13 protein-coding genes are annotated in these 14,376 nt (G+C 73.6%); 4 read left to right on the plus strand and 9 right to left on the minus strand.

Going from position 1 to position 14,376, the window contains the following annotated elements; genetic code table 11:
* The first annotated feature begins 46 nt into the window (after positions 1-46).
* The gene (locus tag NP064_RS14845) at positions 47-898 is read left to right on the plus strand and encodes a phosphotransferase (protein WP_227570081.1); all 852 of its coding nucleotides are present in this window, start codon (positions 47-49) and stop codon (positions 896-898) included.
* A gap of 67 nt (positions 899-965) precedes the next feature.
* Here NP064_RS14845 and NP064_RS14850 read toward each other — a convergent pair whose 3' ends face one another.
* Positions 966-1,937, minus strand: a complete 972-nt coding sequence (locus NP064_RS14850; protein WP_227570080.1) for a helix-turn-helix transcriptional regulator — start codon at positions 1,935-1,937, stop codon at positions 966-968.
* A gap of 100 nt (positions 1,938-2,037) precedes the next feature.
* Between NP064_RS14850 and NP064_RS14855 the strand changes: the two genes are divergently transcribed.
* Positions 2,038-2,436, plus strand: a complete 399-nt coding sequence (locus tag NP064_RS14855) for a VOC family protein (protein WP_227570079.1) — start codon at positions 2,038-2,040, stop codon at positions 2,434-2,436.
* Between the two features lie 63 nt (positions 2,437-2,499).
* Here the strand turns inward: NP064_RS14855 and NP064_RS14860 are convergent, their stop codons facing one another.
* The 3 genes from NP064_RS14860 to NP064_RS14870 form a co-directional block, all read right to left on the minus strand.
* Entirely contained in the window at positions 2,500-3,564 is a 1,065-nt protein-coding gene (locus tag NP064_RS14860) for an aspartate-semialdehyde dehydrogenase (RefSeq protein ID WP_227570078.1), read from the minus strand.
* 2 nt (positions 3,565-3,566) lie between these two features.
* Positions 3,567-4,856, minus strand: a complete 1,290-nt coding sequence (locus tag NP064_RS14865) for an aspartate kinase (protein WP_227570077.1) — start codon at positions 4,854-4,856, stop codon at positions 3,567-3,569.
* A gap of 127 nt (positions 4,857-4,983) precedes the next feature.
* Positions 4,984-5,763 carry a TSUP family transporter gene (locus NP064_RS14870; RefSeq protein ID WP_227570076.1) on the minus strand — a complete coding sequence of 260 codons (780 nt, stop codon included), beginning with the start codon at positions 5,761-5,763 and terminating at the stop codon, positions 4,984-4,986.
* Between the two features lie 78 nt (positions 5,764-5,841).
* Here NP064_RS14870 and NP064_RS14875 point away from each other — a divergent pair, with 78 nt between their 5' ends.
* Both NP064_RS14875 and NP064_RS14880 read left to right on the plus strand, forming a co-directional pair.
* Positions 5,842-6,849: an ABC transporter ATP-binding protein gene (locus NP064_RS14875; RefSeq protein ID WP_227570075.1), complete on the plus strand. Its 1,008-nt coding sequence runs from the start codon at positions 5,842-5,844 to the stop codon at positions 6,847-6,849.
* The gene (locus tag NP064_RS14880; RefSeq protein WP_227570074.1) at positions 6,846-7,961 is read left to right on the plus strand and encodes an ABC transporter permease; all 1,116 of its coding nucleotides are present in this window, start codon (positions 6,846-6,848) and stop codon (positions 7,959-7,961) included. The genes NP064_RS14875 and NP064_RS14880 overlap by 4 nt, the downstream gene beginning before the upstream one ends.
* Positions 7,962-8,013: 52 nt before the next feature.
* Here the strand turns inward: NP064_RS14880 and NP064_RS14885 are convergent, their stop codons facing one another.
* The 5 genes from NP064_RS14885 to NP064_RS14905 all read right to left on the minus strand — a co-directional run bounded on the left by NP064_RS14885 (position 8,014) and on the right by NP064_RS14905 (position 13,983).
* Positions 8,014-8,607: a DUF5063 domain-containing protein gene (locus NP064_RS14885; RefSeq protein WP_227570073.1), complete on the minus strand. Its 594-nt coding sequence runs from the start codon at positions 8,605-8,607 to the stop codon at positions 8,014-8,016.
* 104 nt (positions 8,608-8,711) lie between these two features.
* Positions 8,712-9,311 (minus strand): recombination mediator RecR, encoded by a 600-nt coding sequence (recR, locus tag NP064_RS14890; protein ID WP_227570072.1) that lies wholly within the window; start codon positions 9,309-9,311, stop codon positions 8,712-8,714.
* 108 nt (positions 9,312-9,419) lie between these two features.
* Positions 9,420-11,825, minus strand: a complete 2,406-nt coding sequence (locus NP064_RS14895; protein ID WP_227570071.1) for a DNA polymerase III subunit gamma and tau — start codon at positions 11,823-11,825, stop codon at positions 9,420-9,422.
* A gap of 71 nt (positions 11,826-11,896) precedes the next feature.
* Positions 11,897-13,228 (minus strand): FtsX-like permease family protein, encoded by a 1,332-nt coding sequence (locus tag NP064_RS14900; protein WP_227570152.1) that lies wholly within the window; start codon positions 13,226-13,228, stop codon positions 11,897-11,899.
* A gap of 23 nt (positions 13,229-13,251) precedes the next feature.
* Positions 13,252-13,983, minus strand: a complete 732-nt coding sequence (locus tag NP064_RS14905; RefSeq protein WP_227570070.1) for an ABC transporter ATP-binding protein — start codon at positions 13,981-13,983, stop codon at positions 13,252-13,254.
* Positions 13,984-14,376 lie beyond the last annotated feature (393 nt).

Here is a 14,376-nt window from a genome sequence, read left to right on the forward strand (position 1 = left end):
GCACAGGCCCTTGATCTCGCTCAGCAGCCTCTGTGACGCTACGACGATGCGCGCCTGGCAGGACATCGACCCCGTCGAGGAGATCCCCCTGCTGGGCGGCGACGTGACCGTCGGCGTCGTCCGCGTGGGCGACACCGTGCGCCGGCCGCTCGGTCCGCACTCCCCACTGGTCCACGCGCTGCTCCGGCACCTCGCACAGGTCGAATTCGACGGCGCCCCGCGACTCCTGGGCGTCGACGAGCGCGGTCGGGAGGTCCTCACCTACGTCGAGGGCGAGGTCGCCGGGCGGCCCCGACCCGGCTGGATCGCCGACGAGGAGCGGCTCCGGTCCGTCGCCCGCCTGCTGCGCCGGTACGACGACGCGGCGGTCGGCTTCACCCCGCCGCCCGGGTCCGTGCCCGACGCGCCCGCCGTTGACCACCCGGCCGTGCGGGCGGCCGCGCTCGACGAGCCTGAGCTCGTGGGCCACGTGGACGTCACGCCCGAGAACGTCGTGTTCCGCGACGGCGCCGCAGTCGCGCTCATCGACTTCGACCTCGCGAGACCCGCCACCCGGCTCGACGAGGTCGTCAACGCCCTCACGCACTGGGCTCCGCTCGCAGCCCCCGGCGACCGCGACCCGCTGCTGTCCGACGTCGACGTGCCGCGCCGCTGCCGGCTCTTCGCCGACGCCTACGGGCTGGCCGACGACGCGCGCGGCCGCCTGGTCGACGTCGCCGTGCTGCGGTCGCGGAAGTCGTGGCACGTCATGCGCCACCGGGCCGAGGCCGACGGCGGCGGGTGGGCGCGCATGTGGGCCGACGGTGTGGGCGACGTGATCCGCCGCCGCGAGGCGTGGCTCGTCGAGCACGGGCCGACGATCACCGCCGCGCTGCTGGATCGATCCGCAGCGCTGTGAGCGGCTCACGTGGAGCGACTCATGTGCTTCGCGAGGGTTCGGCTGGGCGACCGCGAATTCGGGATCGCTACGACGACGCGCGTCCTGAGGCAGCCAGCCGCTCGGCGAGCGCGACCACACGGTCGCGGAGCTCGTCCGGGCGTTCGATGACGAATGGCAGGTCGAGCGCGGCAAGCACGGCGGGCAGCCAGTCGAGGCTCTCGGCCCGGATCTCCACAGACTGCCAGCCTTCGGCCCCGCACTCTCGCACCTCGGCGATGCTGGCCGGTAGCCGTGTGCGGATCTGCTCGAGCGTTCCGTGCATCCGCAACGTCACGGCATGCCGGCGTGGCGTTCGTGCCATCGAGGCGAGAAGGCGTGTTGCGGGATCGTCCCCGGCCGGTGGCGGCTCGAAGGAGCCAGGGAGCGTCCTCGCGTCGGCGATGCGGTCGAGCCGGAAGGTCCGATCCTCGCCGACCTCCGGATCGGCTCCCGTGACGTACCACCGGCCGGCATGGTTGACCAGCCCGAACGGATGCAGCACGCGAGCACTCCGCAGGCCGTCACCCGAGGTGTACTGGAGCGAGATCGGCCGGTGATGGCGGACCGCGTCGGCGACGGTGAGAAGCACACCTGTCTGCGGCGCCGGGAGCTCGCCGGGTTCTGCGGTGAAGGCGAGGGATGCCAGCACAGCGTCCAGCCGATCCGCGGTCCGCGACGGCAGGACGCGACGGATCTTCGCTGCAGCCGTCTCGCCCGCCGTGCCCGTCGCCGTCGCCAACCCTGCGCGTCGGCCGGCAACCAGGCCGAGGAGGACGGCCAGGGCTTCGTCGTCGCTGAGCATCAGCGGCGGCAGACGATATCCGGCGGCAAGCCGATATCCACCGTAGCGGCCGCGCACCGACTCGACCGGCACCTCGAGGTCGACCAGATGACCCACGTAGCGCCGCACCGTGCGCGGTTCGACTCCGAGGCGCTCGGCGAGTTCGGCCATCGTCCGGACGCCGCCGGATTGGAGGAGCTCCAGAAGCGTGAGCACCTGCGCGGTTGGGCGTGCCATGTCTTGGACCTTAACCCTCGAATACTGGACTCGATCTGTCCAGTATTCGTCCTAGCGTGGGCCTCGCCTCGGAATCATCCGCGCTGAGCAGGGAGAAGACATGGACTTCGTCTCGATCCGCATCATCACCGACGACATCGGCCGACTCGTCGGCTTCTACGAGGGCATCACGGGCGTGCAGGCGGCCTGGGGCAACGAGGACTTCGCCGAGCTGCGCACCACCCACGGAACGCTGGCGATCGGCAGCACCCGCACGGTCGCGCTGTTCGCACCGGGCTCGGCCCGCCCCGCCGACAACCGCACCGTGATCATCGAGTTCCTGGTGGACGACGTGGACGCGGTCTACGAGAGGCTGAAGGACACGGTCCAGGACTTCGTGAACGAGCCCACGACCATGCCCTGGGGCAACCGCGCCCTGCTCTTCCGCGACCCCGACGGCAACATGGTCAACGTCTTCACCCCGGTCACCCCCGAGGCGATCGAGAGGTTCAGCCGCTGACCGGATCGCGTGCGGTTGAGCCCTCTCGATCGCCTGGATCGCGAGGTGGCGCGGCCGCCTTCGTCAGGCGGAGACGTCCTCCGCCGCGCGATCGGCGGCGATGAGCTCCGCGATCTGCACGGCGTTGAGCGCGGCGCCCTTGCGCAGGTTGTCGTTGCTGATGAACAGCGCGAGGCCACGGTCGTCCGGCACGCCCGGGTCCTGGCGGATGCGGCCCACCAGCGACGGGTCGGCGCCCGCGGCCGCGAGCGGAGTCGGCACCCCGGTCAGCTCGACGCCCGGCGCCGTGAGCAGCAGCTCCTGCGCGCGGGCGACCGTCATGGGCCGGTCGAACTCCGCGTTCACGGACAGCGAGTGGCCGGTGAACACCGGGACGCGCACGCACGTGCCCGAGACGAGCAGGTCCGGCAGGTTCAGGATCTTGCGGGACTCGTTGCGGAGCTTCTGCTCCTCGTCCGTCTCGAGCGAGCCGTCCTCGACCAGGTTCCCTGCCAGCGCCACCACGTTGAACGCGATGGGCGCGACGTACTTCTCGGGCGCGGGCAGCTCCACCGCGGAGCCGTCATGCACCAGCGCCAGGGTGTCCTGCTCGACCGCGGCGCGGACCTGGCCGTCGAGCTCGGCGGCGCCCGCCAGCCCGGAGCCGGAGACCGCCTGGTACGTCGAGACGATGAGCCGGCGCAGGCCCGCCTCGTCGTGCAGCACCTTGAGCACCGGCATCGCCGCCATCGTGGTGCAGTTCGGGTTCGCGATGATGCCCTTGCGCGCCTCGCGCACCGCCTCGGGGTTGACCTCCGAGACGACCAGCGGCACGTCGGGGTCCATGCGCCACGCCGACGAGTTGTCGATGACCGTGACGCCCGCGGCGGCGAACCGCGGGGCCTGGGCCTTCGAGGTGGCGCCGCCCGCGGAGAACAGCGCCACGTCCAGCCCGGAGGGGTCGGCGGTGGCGGCGTCCTCGACGACGACCTCCGTGCCCTTCCAGGGCAGCGTCGTGCCCGCCGAGCGCGCCGACGCGAAGAACCTGATCTCGGCCACCGGGAAGTCGCGCTCCTCGAGCAGCCGGCGCATCACGGCGCCCACCTGCCCCGTCGCGCCGACGACCCCGACCCGCAGTCCTGCTGCCATGACTAACGCCCCGTCCCGCCGTAGACCACGGCCTCGTCCTCGCTGCTGTCCAGGTCGAACGCGGTGTGCACGGCGCGCACGGCGTCCGCGAGCTGGTCCGCCCGGGTCACCACGGAGATGCGGATCTCCGAGGTGGAGATCATCTCGATGTTGATGCCCGCCGCCGACAGCGCCGAGAACAGCCGCGCCGAGACCCCCGGGTGCGACTTCATTCCCGCGCCGATGAGCGACAGCTTGCCGATCGTGTCGTCGTACTGCAGCGACGCGAAGCCGACCTCCGCCTGGCTCTCGGCCAGGGCCGTCATCGCGGCCGTGCCGTCCGTCGCCGGGAGCGTGAACGAGATGTCCGTCAGGCCCGTCGCCGCGGCGGAGACGTTCTGCACGATCATGTCGATGTTGACGCCCGACCCGGCGACGACCTCGAAGATGTGCGCCGCGGTGCCCGGCACGTCCGGCACGCCGACCACGGTGATCTTGGCCTCGCTGCTGTCGTGCGCGACCCCGGCGATGATCGGCTGCTCCATCACGTCTGCTCCCTCGTCGCCGCCCTCGGCGTCCTCGTAGTTGGTGACCATCGTCCCGGTGTGCGCTGAGAACGAGGAGCGCACGTGCACCGGGACCCCGTAGCGGCGGGCGTACTCGACGCAGCGCAGCACGAGCACCTTCGCGCCGCTCGCCGCCATCTCGAGCATCTCGTCGTAGCTGATCCGGTCGATCTTGCGGGCCGACGGCACGATGCGCGGGTCGGCGGTGAAGACGCCGTCGACGTCGCTGTAGATCTCGCAGACGTCCGCCTTGAGCGCCGCGGCCAACGCGACGGCCGTCGTGTCGGACCCGCCACGGCCCAACGTGGTCACGTCGTTGGTGTGCTGGGTGACGCCCTGGAAGCCGGCGACGATGGCCACGGCCCCCTCGTCGATCGCCGCCTGGATGCGGCTGGGCGTCACGTCGATGATGCGGGCCTTGCCGTGCACGTCGTCGGTGATGACCCCGGCCTGCTGGCCGGTGAACGAGCGCGCCTCGATGCCCAGGTTCGCGATGGCCATGGCGAGCAGCGACATCGAGATGCGCTCGCCGGCCGTCAGCAGGATGTCCATCTCGCGGGACGGGGGCACCGGCGTGATCGCGTTGGCCAGGTCGATGAGCTCGTCGGTGGTGTCGCCCATGGCCGAGACGACCACGACCACGTCGTTCCCGGCACGCTTGGACTCGGCGATCCGCTTCGCCACACGCTTGACGCCGGAGGCGTCAGCGACGGACGAACCACCGTACTTCTGCACGATCAGGGCCACGTTGGAGTCTCCGGACAAGGGTCGAACGAGTCGCGCTCACGGACTCGACGAGTCTAGGACGGCCCAGACTCTGGACGGGTCGAGGTTCGCATGGCGGACGAGCGGCCCTGCCCCTGCCAGCGGCGAGTCAGAGCACGTCGACCGCGAGCCGCACGATGAGCGCGGACACCACGACGATGAACACGACGCGCACGAACCCGCTCCCCCGCGCCACCGCCATCCGCGCGCCCGTGTACGCCCCGGCGATGTTGGCGACACCCATCACCAGCCCCAGAGCCCACAACGGGGCGCCTTGCAGGGTGAACACCACGAGGGCGCCGAGGTTCGTGGCGACGTTGACGATCTTCGCCTGGGCTGAGGCCTCGAGGAACCCGTAGCCGAGCACGCTCACCAGGCCGATCACCAGGAACGAGCCCGTCCCCGGGCCCAGCAGCCCGTCGTAGCAGCCGATCACGGCGCCCAGCCCCAGGGCCGTCAACAGATGACGCCGCCCCTCCCAGCGCAGCGTCGTGGCCCGGCCCATCTGCGGGCGCGCCACCGTGTAGACCCCGACAGCGACCAGCGCGACCAGGATCACCGGCTTGAACACCCCGACCGGCAGGGCCGACGCGACGGCCGCCCCAGCCCCGGCGCCCAGCAGCGCGGCGAGCGCCATCGGGCCGGCTGTGGCGAGCCCCGGCTGCACCCGCCGGTAGAAGGTGGCCGCACTGACACCGGTGCCCAGGATGCTCGCCACCTTGTTGGTCGCCAGCGCCTGCACCGGGGACATCCCAGGGACGAGCAGCAGGGCGGGGAGCTGCACCAGCCCCCCACCGCCCACCACCGCGTCCACCCAGCCGGCGGCGAACGCGGCGAGCACGAGCAGGACGAGCGCCGTGGTGGTCAGCTCGAGCCCCGAGATCGTCATGATTCGCCACCGTATCCGCCACATCCTCCGCACGGAATTCGCCGGTCACCGCCACCTCACGCCCTCTAGCCTGGGCAGATGCCTCACACCGTCGAGAGCACCCCCACTCCCGGGCCGGTCCCGGGGTCCCCCGCCACCGAGCACCTGGGCATCGTCGTGCGGGGCGTGACCCGTTCGTTCGGGCACGTCCGGGCACTCGACGGAGTCGACCTCGACGCCCGGCCCGGCCGCGTGACGGCCCTCATCGGCCCCAACGGCTCCGGTAAGACGACGTTGCTGCTGGTCCTGGCCGGGCTGCTCACGCCGGACGCCGGGCGCGTCAGCGTCGGCGGCCACGACCCGGTGGCCGACGGGGCCGCGACCCGGGCGCTCACCGGCTGGATGCCCGACGCGTTCGGGACGTGGGACTCGTTGACGGCACGCGAGGTGCTGGAGACGTACGCCGCCGCCTACCGGCTGCCGCGTGAGTTGGCGCGGTCCCGCGCCGCCGAGCTGCTCGAGACCGTGCACCTCGCCGAGTACGCCGACCGGCCCGCCAGCGTGCTCTCCCGCGGGCAGAAGCAGCGGCTCGGCCTCGCCCGGGCGCTCGTGCACTCCCCGAAGGTCCTGCTGCTCGACGAGCCGGCCAGCGGGCTCGACCCTCGCTCACGCGTGGACCTGCGCGAGCTGCTGCGCGGGCTCGCCGCCCAGGGCGCCACGGTGCTCGTCTCGAGCCACGTGCTCTCCGAGCTCGACGAGCTGATCGACGACGCGGTGTTCCTCTCCCGCGGGCGCACCGTCACCCCGCAGGGCCTGACCGGGAGCATGCCCGCGCGGCGCACCTGGCGGGTGCGGGCGCTGAGCCACGGCTCGCTCACTCGCTGGCTGTCCAGCACCGGCGCGATGTGGCGGCCCGACGACGACGCGCCACCACCCGGCGCCCCCGACGACGTCCCCGGCGGCGTGCTGCTCGAGGTCGACGGCGACGCGGGCGCCGCCCAGCTGGTCCGCGACGCCGTCGGCGCCGGGGTGCCCATCACGTCCCTCGCTCCCGTCGGCGGCGAGCTCGAGCAGGCTTACCTGACCCTCGACGAGGAGCGACGATGAGCACCATCACGCACGACATCGAGGTCTCCCCCGAGCCGCAGGTCCCGCCGCCCACGACCGGCAAGGCATGGCACGTGACCTGGCACGGGGTGCGCACCGTCGCGACCCTCGAGCTGCGGCAACGGGTCCGCTCGACCCGGTGGATCGCGGCCCTCGTGGTCTGGTTCGTCGTGGTGGGCGGCATCACGCTGCTCACCTCCGGGGCCATCGGCTACCTCGCCGGATCTGGTGGCAGCAGCTCCGCCCAGCGCGGTCCGCTGCTGTTCGGCGCCGTCGTCATCCTCGTGCTGGGCCTCGGGCTGCTCGTCACGCCCACCCTCAGCTCGACCTCGATCAACGGCGACCGCAACGGGGGCACCCTCGCCACGCTGCAGGTCACGCTGCTCAGCCCGGCTGAGATCGTGCTCGGCAAGCTCCTGGCCTCCTGGACCGCCTCGCTCGCCTTCCTCGCCGCCAGCCTGCCGTTCCTGCTGCTGGCGCTGCTCATGGGCGGCACCGCCGTCGCCTCGTTCGTCGTGGTGCTGCTGCTCGTCGCGGTGCTGCTCGCGTGCGTGTGCGCGATCGGCCTGGGGTTCTCGGCCCTCGTCTCCCGCACGGCCGGCTCGACGGTGCTGACCTTCCTGACCGTCGCCGCGCTGACGGTCATCGCGCCGATCCTCTTCGCCGTCACGCTGCCGACCGTCTCCTCCACGAGCGAGGTCCGCGTGTGGGCCACCACCTGGGAGGGCGTCGGCGAGGACCCGTCATGCCAGTGGGAGACGGTCCGCGAGACCGTCGTCCACACCGAGCGCACCTGGTGGCTGCTCGGCGCGAACCCGTTCGTGGTGGTCGCGGACGGCGCGGCCGTCTCCACGATCGACGAGTCGACGTCCGACCCCTTCGCCGGGATCCGGACCGGCATCCGCTACCTGCGCGCCGGCCCGCAGCCCGAGGTCGACAGATGCTGGAACGGCGAGGACTCGCCCGTCGAGGAGCACGACCCCGACGCGAGCCCGGTGTGGCCGTGGGGCCTGGGCGTCAACGTGCTGCTCGGCGCGGCTGGCGTGGTCACCGCCGTGCGCCGGCTCCACGTGCCGCAGCGCAAGCTCGCCCGCGGCACGCGCGTCGCCTGACGGCCTCAGCACTGAGGACCCGAGGGGGCGCGCGCCGCCGGCAGCGCGCCGCTCAGGGCTGGAGCGCGTCGTACTCCGCCTCGGCGGCCACGTCGTCGTCCACATCCAGGCGCAGGTGGCCCAGCAGCACCTGCAGCACCCGGAGCACGCTCGACGCCCGCTCGCCCCAGCTCGACAGGTAGGAGAACTGCCACCACCACAGGGCCTCGATCTCGTGGCCCGAGTCGTAGTGCCGAAGGCCCTGCAGCAGCGCCCCCGCGATGGCCACGAGGTCCCCGGACACCGTCGACGCCGTCACCTCGGCGCCGAGCAGCGGGTCCACCACCTCGGCGTACTCGTCGATCCCCTGGAGGATGTCCGCGAGCGCCGCGCGCAGCGGGTCCACGTCCGGGTCCGGGCCCACGTCCGGCTCGAAGCGCTCCGGGGGCACCACGTCGACGATGGCGCCAGCGCGGGCCCCGGCGGCGAGCAGGTCGGAGACGGCCAGCAGCAGCAGCGGGATCGAGGACTCGGGTCCAGTCCCTGCGCCGACCTCGGTCACCGTGGTGAGGAAGCTGCGGGTCTCCTCGGCGAGGGAGCCCGCGACCTCGAGCAGGTCGGCGGTCTCCGCGTCACGCGGCTCGTCCTGGTGCTGCGACTGTGCCATCGCGGTCACTCCCTCTGGTTCCCATCGAACTGCCGTGATTCGAGACTTGCCGTGATCCATCCGAGCTGCGGGTCCGCCGACGCTGGCCCGCCGACGTCAGACGTCTAGGCGCTGATCCGGCGCCGACCCTCGAAGGCGCGGCCGAGGGTCACCTCGTCGGCGTACTCGAGGTCGCCGCCCACCGGCAGGCCAGACGCGAGCCGGCTCACGGTGATGCCCATCGGCACGAGCATCCGCGCCAGGTACGTCGCGGTGGCCTCGCCCTCGACGTTCGGGTCCATCGCCAAGATGACCTCGGTGACGACGCCGTCCTGCAGGCGCATCAGCAGCTCCTTGATGCGCAGGTCGTCGGGGCCCACGCCCGCGATCGGGTTGATGGCCCCGCCCAGCACGTGATACCTGCCGCGGAACTCGCGCGTGCGCTCGACCGCGACGACGTCCTTGGGCTCCTCGACGACGCACAGCACCGCGGCGGATCGACGGGGGTCGCGGCACACCCGGCACTGCGGCTCCTGCGACACGTTCCCGCAGACCTCGCAGAACTGCACGCGCGCCTTCACCTCGGTGAGGGCGTCGACGAGCCGCCGCACATCCGACGGGTCGGCCGCCAGCACATGGAACGCGATGCGCTGGGCGCTCTTGGGACCGACTCCGGGCAACCGCCCGAGCTCGTCGATCAGGTCCTGGACCGCGCCTTCATACACACCGCCAGCCTACGGTGCGCGGGCTGGAAGCCGGGCGGGACGCCCCGGGCAGTCGCCCACCAGCAGCGGGACGTCCGGGCCACGCCCGATGGCGCCCGCCGCAGGACCTCAGGACATCCCGTTGTCGATCTGCTCGTCGATGACCACGCCGCCGAGCAGCTGGGCGACGAGCGGGGCGCCGTTGAGGCCCGAGGACGCCAGGTCGGGGTCGTCGGGCGACGGGGAGTCCTCCTCGATCGGCGTCCGATGCCCGCCGAGGCTGGCCGCGTAGGCACGGGCCCCGGCCTCCCGGGCGCTCAGCGGGTGCGCCGGCTCCTGAACCGGCTCGGCGCCCCACGGGTCGCCGCCAGCGGCCGCGTCGTGGCGCCCGCTCGGCTCGCCGGGGTCGTCGTCGTGCGGCTCGGGGGCGCCCGGGTCGTCATCGTCCACGCCGTGCGTCGCGGCCGGCTCGGATGTCCCCACGCCGCCCGGGTCGCCAGGCGCGCTGGCCTGCCGGTCGGGCTGGCGCTGGTCCGGCGCCGCGGCGGGCGGCGCCGCGGCGGGCGGTGCCGCGGCGGGCGCGGGCACGTCCCAGGACGCAGCCGCCGCCGCGGTGGACACCGCGCCGTGACCGCCCTGGGCGCCCGAGCCGTGGCCGGGCGCCGGGTCCTGCTGCGGGGGCGCGGCGGCGGTCGCCTGCTCGGCGAGGACCGCCTCGACGCGGGCGTCGAAGCCCAGGGTCTCGCGCACGGCGCGCTGCACCATGTCCGCGTGGGCGCCGGTGCGGAAGTACGTCGCCAAGCCGGGGGCGATGAACGACAGGCGCAGCGTGGTCGCGTCCAGGTCCGCCACCTGGGCGTTCTGGGACACGAGCACCCAGGTCGTCTTCTTGAGGCGGCTGAGGGTCTCGAGGACCTCGGGCCAGCGCCGCCGCAGCATCTCGGTGTCCGGGCCTCCGGCGCCGGCTCGCGTGGGCGCGGGCGACACCGGCGCGGGTGCGGGTGCCGCGGGTGCGGGCGGCGCTGCTGGCGCGGGTGCGGGCGCTGCGGGGCGCTGCGGTGCAGGCCGCTCAGCCGCTGCCACTGGCTCCGCCGCGGAGGGCTGGGCTGTCGGAGCCGTAGCCACGGCAGCCTCTGTTGCACGCGGCACGACCGGCGCGGGCACGACCTCGGGATGCGCCTCGGCCGCCGAGAGGGCTGCCTGCGCGCGCTGAACGGAGGAGCCGGGCGCGTCGTCGGGAGCAGGCGCGACCGGGGCGACCGCGGGCGCCGCCACAGACGGGACGACAGGCACGGCGGGCCCCGGAGCGGGAGTGGGCGCCGGAGCAGGAACCGGAGTGGCGGCGGGGGTGGTGGGCGCTGCTGCGACGGCGGCGCCGGTCCCGAGCCGCTCGAGCCGGTCGAGCCGGGCGGCGACCCCGGTCACGGTGCTGTCGGCCGCGGGCAGCAGGAGGCGGGCCATCAGCAGTTCGAGGTGCAGGCGAGGGGAGGTCGCCCCGACCATCTCGGTGAGCGCGGCGTTGACCAGGTCGGCGGATCGGGAGAGCTCGGCCGCGCCGAGGTGGGTGGCCTGGGCGCGCATGCGGGTCATCTGGTCCTCAGGCACGTCGCGCAGGGCGGCCGCGGCGGCGTCGCCGGAGGCCGCGATGACGATGAGGTCGCGCAACCGCTCGAGCAGGTCCTCGACGAACCGGCGCGGCTCGTGGCCGGTGGAGATGACCCGGTCGACGACGCGGAACGCGCTGGCGCCGTCGCTGGCCGCGATGGCGTCGACCAGGTCGTCGAGCAGCGAGGCGTGCGTGTAGCCGAGCAGGGACACCGCGCCCTCGTACTCGAGGCCGCCCTCCCCGGACCCGGCGATGAGCTGGTCGAGCACGGAGAGCGTGTCGCGCACCGACCCGGCGCCCGCGCGGACCACCAGTGGCAGCACACCGGCGCCCACGGGCACGCCCTCGGTGGCGCACACCTGGGCCAGATAGTCGGTGAGGACGTCCGGCGGGACGAGCCGGAAGGGGTAGTGGTGCGTGCGGGAGCGGATCGTGCCGATGACCTTGTCGGGCTCGGTCGTCGCGAAGATGAACTTGATGTGCGGCGGCGGCTCCTCGACGATCTTGAGCAGCGCGTTGAAGCCCTGCGGCGAGACCATGTGGGCCTCGTCGAGGATGAAGATCTTGTACCGGTCGCGCGCGGGCGCGAAGGTGGCCCGCTCGCGCAGGTCGCGGGCGTCGTCCACGCCACCGTGGCTGGCCGCGTCGATCTCCACCACGTCGAGGCTGCCGGGGCCGCCGCGAGCGAGCTCGACGCACGAGGGGCACACCCCGCACGGGGTGTCCGTCGGCCCCTCGACGCAGTTGAGGCAGCGCGCCAGGATCCGCGCCGACGTCGTCTTGCCGCAACCACGCGGGCCAGAGAACAGGTACGCGTGGTTCGCCTGCCCGCTGCGCAAGGCCTGCCGGAGCGGCGCGGTGACGTGGTCCTGGCCGATCACCTCGGCGAAAGAGTCCGGCCGGTAGCGGCGGTACAGGGCTGTGGTCACGGAAGAACCCTATGCGCCCCGCCTGACAGGGTCACCCGCCGTCCGGGCGGCGCCCCTGCGCGGGCGGGCCGTCAGTCGGGCCGCACGCTCGTCTCGCTCAGCACCGACCGCAGCAGGGGGCCGCTCACCTCGCTGGCGGCGTAGACCAGCAGGCCGCCGAGCCCGAGGCACACGCCCAGCAGGAGCAGCCCCGAGGGGGCCAACGCCAGGGCCCCGAGGAAGGGCACGATCATCAGCAGGCCGAGCCCGGCGGAGGCGCCGGAGACGAAGACCAGGGGCAGCAGCGCCTCACGCCGGCGGACCGCGTCGAGGAGCTCGACCGGCACCCCCGCCAGGGTCTGCAGCGCGTACTCCCGCCGCCGGTCCAGCACCGCGGCCGCCTGGGTGATGCCCGCCGAGCACGCCGCGACGACGAACGTGATCACCAGCGTCAGGAGCCCGCCGGTGACGAGGTCCTGGTTGAAGATCTGCTCGTGGGGGTCCATCCGCTCCATCCGGTCGAGCATGGGGATGATGGACAGGATCGCGGCGAGGAAGCTGGCGAGGGCCAGCCCGCCGACGATGCGCCAGGCCCCCTTCGGGTCGTCGACGAGGCGCCGTGCGGCGAGGAGCGTGGGGGCTGTCTGGGCCCTCTGGACGAGCGCCTTCCCGAAGCGTCCGATCAGCCACGGCCCCACGAGGTTCAGGCTCCCGAGCACGGCAGCGAGCATCCCGACGATGACGAGCACGATGGTGGCCTCCTCGCCGCCCCGCATGCTCGCGGCGACGAAGAAGCCGAGGACGGCGATCCCCATCACGATGACGCGGACCACCCGCAGCCCGGCGGGCGTCGTCCGCTGCGCGACGCCCAGCGGGGACACGACCACCCGCCGCAGGGTGGACCCGGCGCTCATCGCCGCGAGGACGGGGACCACCACGGGCGGCAGCAGCACCTGCGGGCCGACCCACAGCTCGGACAGCGACAGGTGGCCGCCCTGGAATGGGACGAGGGTCCACACGGGCAGCAGCACGATGTAGCCGACCACGCCGATCACCGCGCCGACGAGCCCTTGCCACGCGGTCTCGACGACGGTCAGCACCACCACCTCGCGCGGTGTCGCGCCGAGCAGGCGCAAGGTGGCGAGCCGCGCGTCGCGCCGGGAGACGCCCAGCCGGGCGGCCGCGCCGCCCAACGAGATCAGCGGGACCATCAGGAGCGTCACGGCGATCCACGCGTACTGCACGTACGTGTCGCCGTAGAAGTCCTGGAACGTGCTGGAGGTCGCCGCGCGGGTCTGGAACGCGTGCAGGCCGCCGAGCGTGCTGAGGGCCAGCGCGGTGGTGATGGCGAACGCCAGGACGGCGAGCCCGGTGGTGCGCAGGTGCTGACGACCGCCGCTGGGCCCACCGGCCCGGAGCAGCATGGGTCCCACGGTGGCGAGGGTCCTCATCGCGAGGCCCCCCTGCTGACGATGTGCCCGTCGCGGACCTCGATGCGCCGTGGGCACCAGGCCGCGACGTCCTCGTCGTGGGTGACCAGGACGAGCGAGGCGCCGGCGGCGCGGGTGGTCTCCGTGAGGATCTGCATCACCTCGTGCCCGGTGGCCTGGTCCAGGGCGCCGGTCGGCTCGTCGGCGAACACCACCGAGGGCCCGGTGATCAGCGCGCGCGCGACCGCGACCCGCTGCGCCTGGCCGCCCGAGAGCTCACCGGGCCGACGGCCCTCCATGCCGCTCAGGCCGAGCCTGCCCAGCCACTCGCGGGCCCGCCGCGTGGCGTCGTCCCGTGAGGCGCCCAGGAGCATGGCGGGCAGGGCGACGTTCTCCTCGGCGGGCAGCTCGGCCAGCAGCTGGCCGAACTGGAAGACGAACCCGTAGTGCTTGCGGCGCAGCAGCGAGCGCTTGGCCTCGTTGAGCCGGCTCACGTCCTGCCCGCGCAGGCGGATGGCGCCCTCGTCGGCCGGCAGGATGCCCGCGAGGCAGTGCAGCAGCGTCGACTTCCCCGAGCCGGAGGGCCCGGTGACCGCCAGCGCCTCCCCGTCGGCGACGTCGACGTCGACACCGGCCAGTGCGGTGGTCGTCCCGAAGCGCTTGACGAGGCCGCGCGCTGCGAGGCGCGCATGCACGGCGGGGGGCTGCGAGGTCGGACCGGGACGGCTGGGGAGGATGCGTGGGGACATACGTCCAGGCTGCGCCCGCGGCGCCTCGGTCCGCGTCCGTCCGGGGGCCCCGGTGCGCGGCGGCGACTACGCCAGCGGTCCCCCGCAGCCGTCATCCCCTGGGCGGAGCCGACTCGCGCGGCGCGAAGCCGACCACCGAAGCCGCGAAGGTCAAAGAGGGCGGCGTCTCAACCACCCCGGCACCGGGATCGGCACGAACCCGGCTAGCCCGCGCGCGGGCGCACGCAGGCCAGCGGACCGCGGCTTCGAGGCGACCGGGCCTCGCTGCGGCGCGGGGACGGCCGCCGACCGGTGGCGCCGCCCGGTGCCTCCACGGGCGGCGGATGCTCGGGCAGCCCGACCTCGTGCGCGCGGCGCTACGGGCGCGCACGACTCTGCCGACGCGGCTGCGCC

The organism is Cellulomonas chengniuliangii (genome assembly GCF_024508335.1).
GTDB classification, from domain to species: domain Bacteria; phylum Actinomycetota; class Actinomycetes; order Actinomycetales; family Cellulomonadaceae; genus Cellulomonas_A; species Cellulomonas_A chengniuliangii.

What these genes read in the sequence shown, in the direction of transcription:
- NP064_RS14845 (WP_227570081.1), top strand. Translation starts at nt 47, where the DNA reads ATGCGCGCCTGGCAGGACATCGACCCCGTCGAGGAGATCCCCCTGCTG.
- NP064_RS14850 (WP_227570080.1), bottom strand. Translation starts at nt 1,937, where the DNA reads ATGGCACGCCCAACCGCGCAGGTGCTCACGCTTCTGGAGCTCCTCCAA.
- NP064_RS14855 (WP_227570079.1), top strand. Translation starts at nt 2,038, where the DNA reads ATGGACTTCGTCTCGATCCGCATCATCACCGACGACATCGGCCGACTC.
- NP064_RS14860 (WP_227570078.1), bottom strand. Translation starts at nt 3,564, where the DNA reads ATGGCAGCAGGACTGCGGGTCGGGGTCGTCGGCGCGACGGGGCAGGTG.
- NP064_RS14870 (WP_227570076.1), bottom strand. Translation starts at nt 5,763, where the DNA reads ATGACGATCTCGGGGCTCGAGCTGACCACCACGGCGCTCGTCCTGCTC.
- NP064_RS14875 (WP_227570075.1), top strand. Translation starts at nt 5,842, where the DNA reads ATGCCTCACACCGTCGAGAGCACCCCCACTCCCGGGCCGGTCCCGGGG.
- NP064_RS14880 (WP_227570074.1), top strand. Translation starts at nt 6,846, where the DNA reads ATGAGCACCATCACGCACGACATCGAGGTCTCCCCCGAGCCGCAGGTC.
- NP064_RS14885 (WP_227570073.1), bottom strand. Translation starts at nt 8,607, where the DNA reads ATGGCACAGTCGCAGCACCAGGACGAGCCGCGTGACGCGGAGACCGCC.
- NP064_RS14900 (WP_227570152.1), bottom strand. Translation starts at nt 13,228, where the DNA reads ATGCTGCTCCGGGCCGGTGGGCCCAGCGGCGGTCGTCAGCACCTGCGC.
- NP064_RS14905 (WP_227570070.1), bottom strand. Translation starts at nt 13,983, where the DNA reads ATGTCCCCACGCATCCTCCCCAGCCGTCCCGGTCCGACCTCGCAGCCC.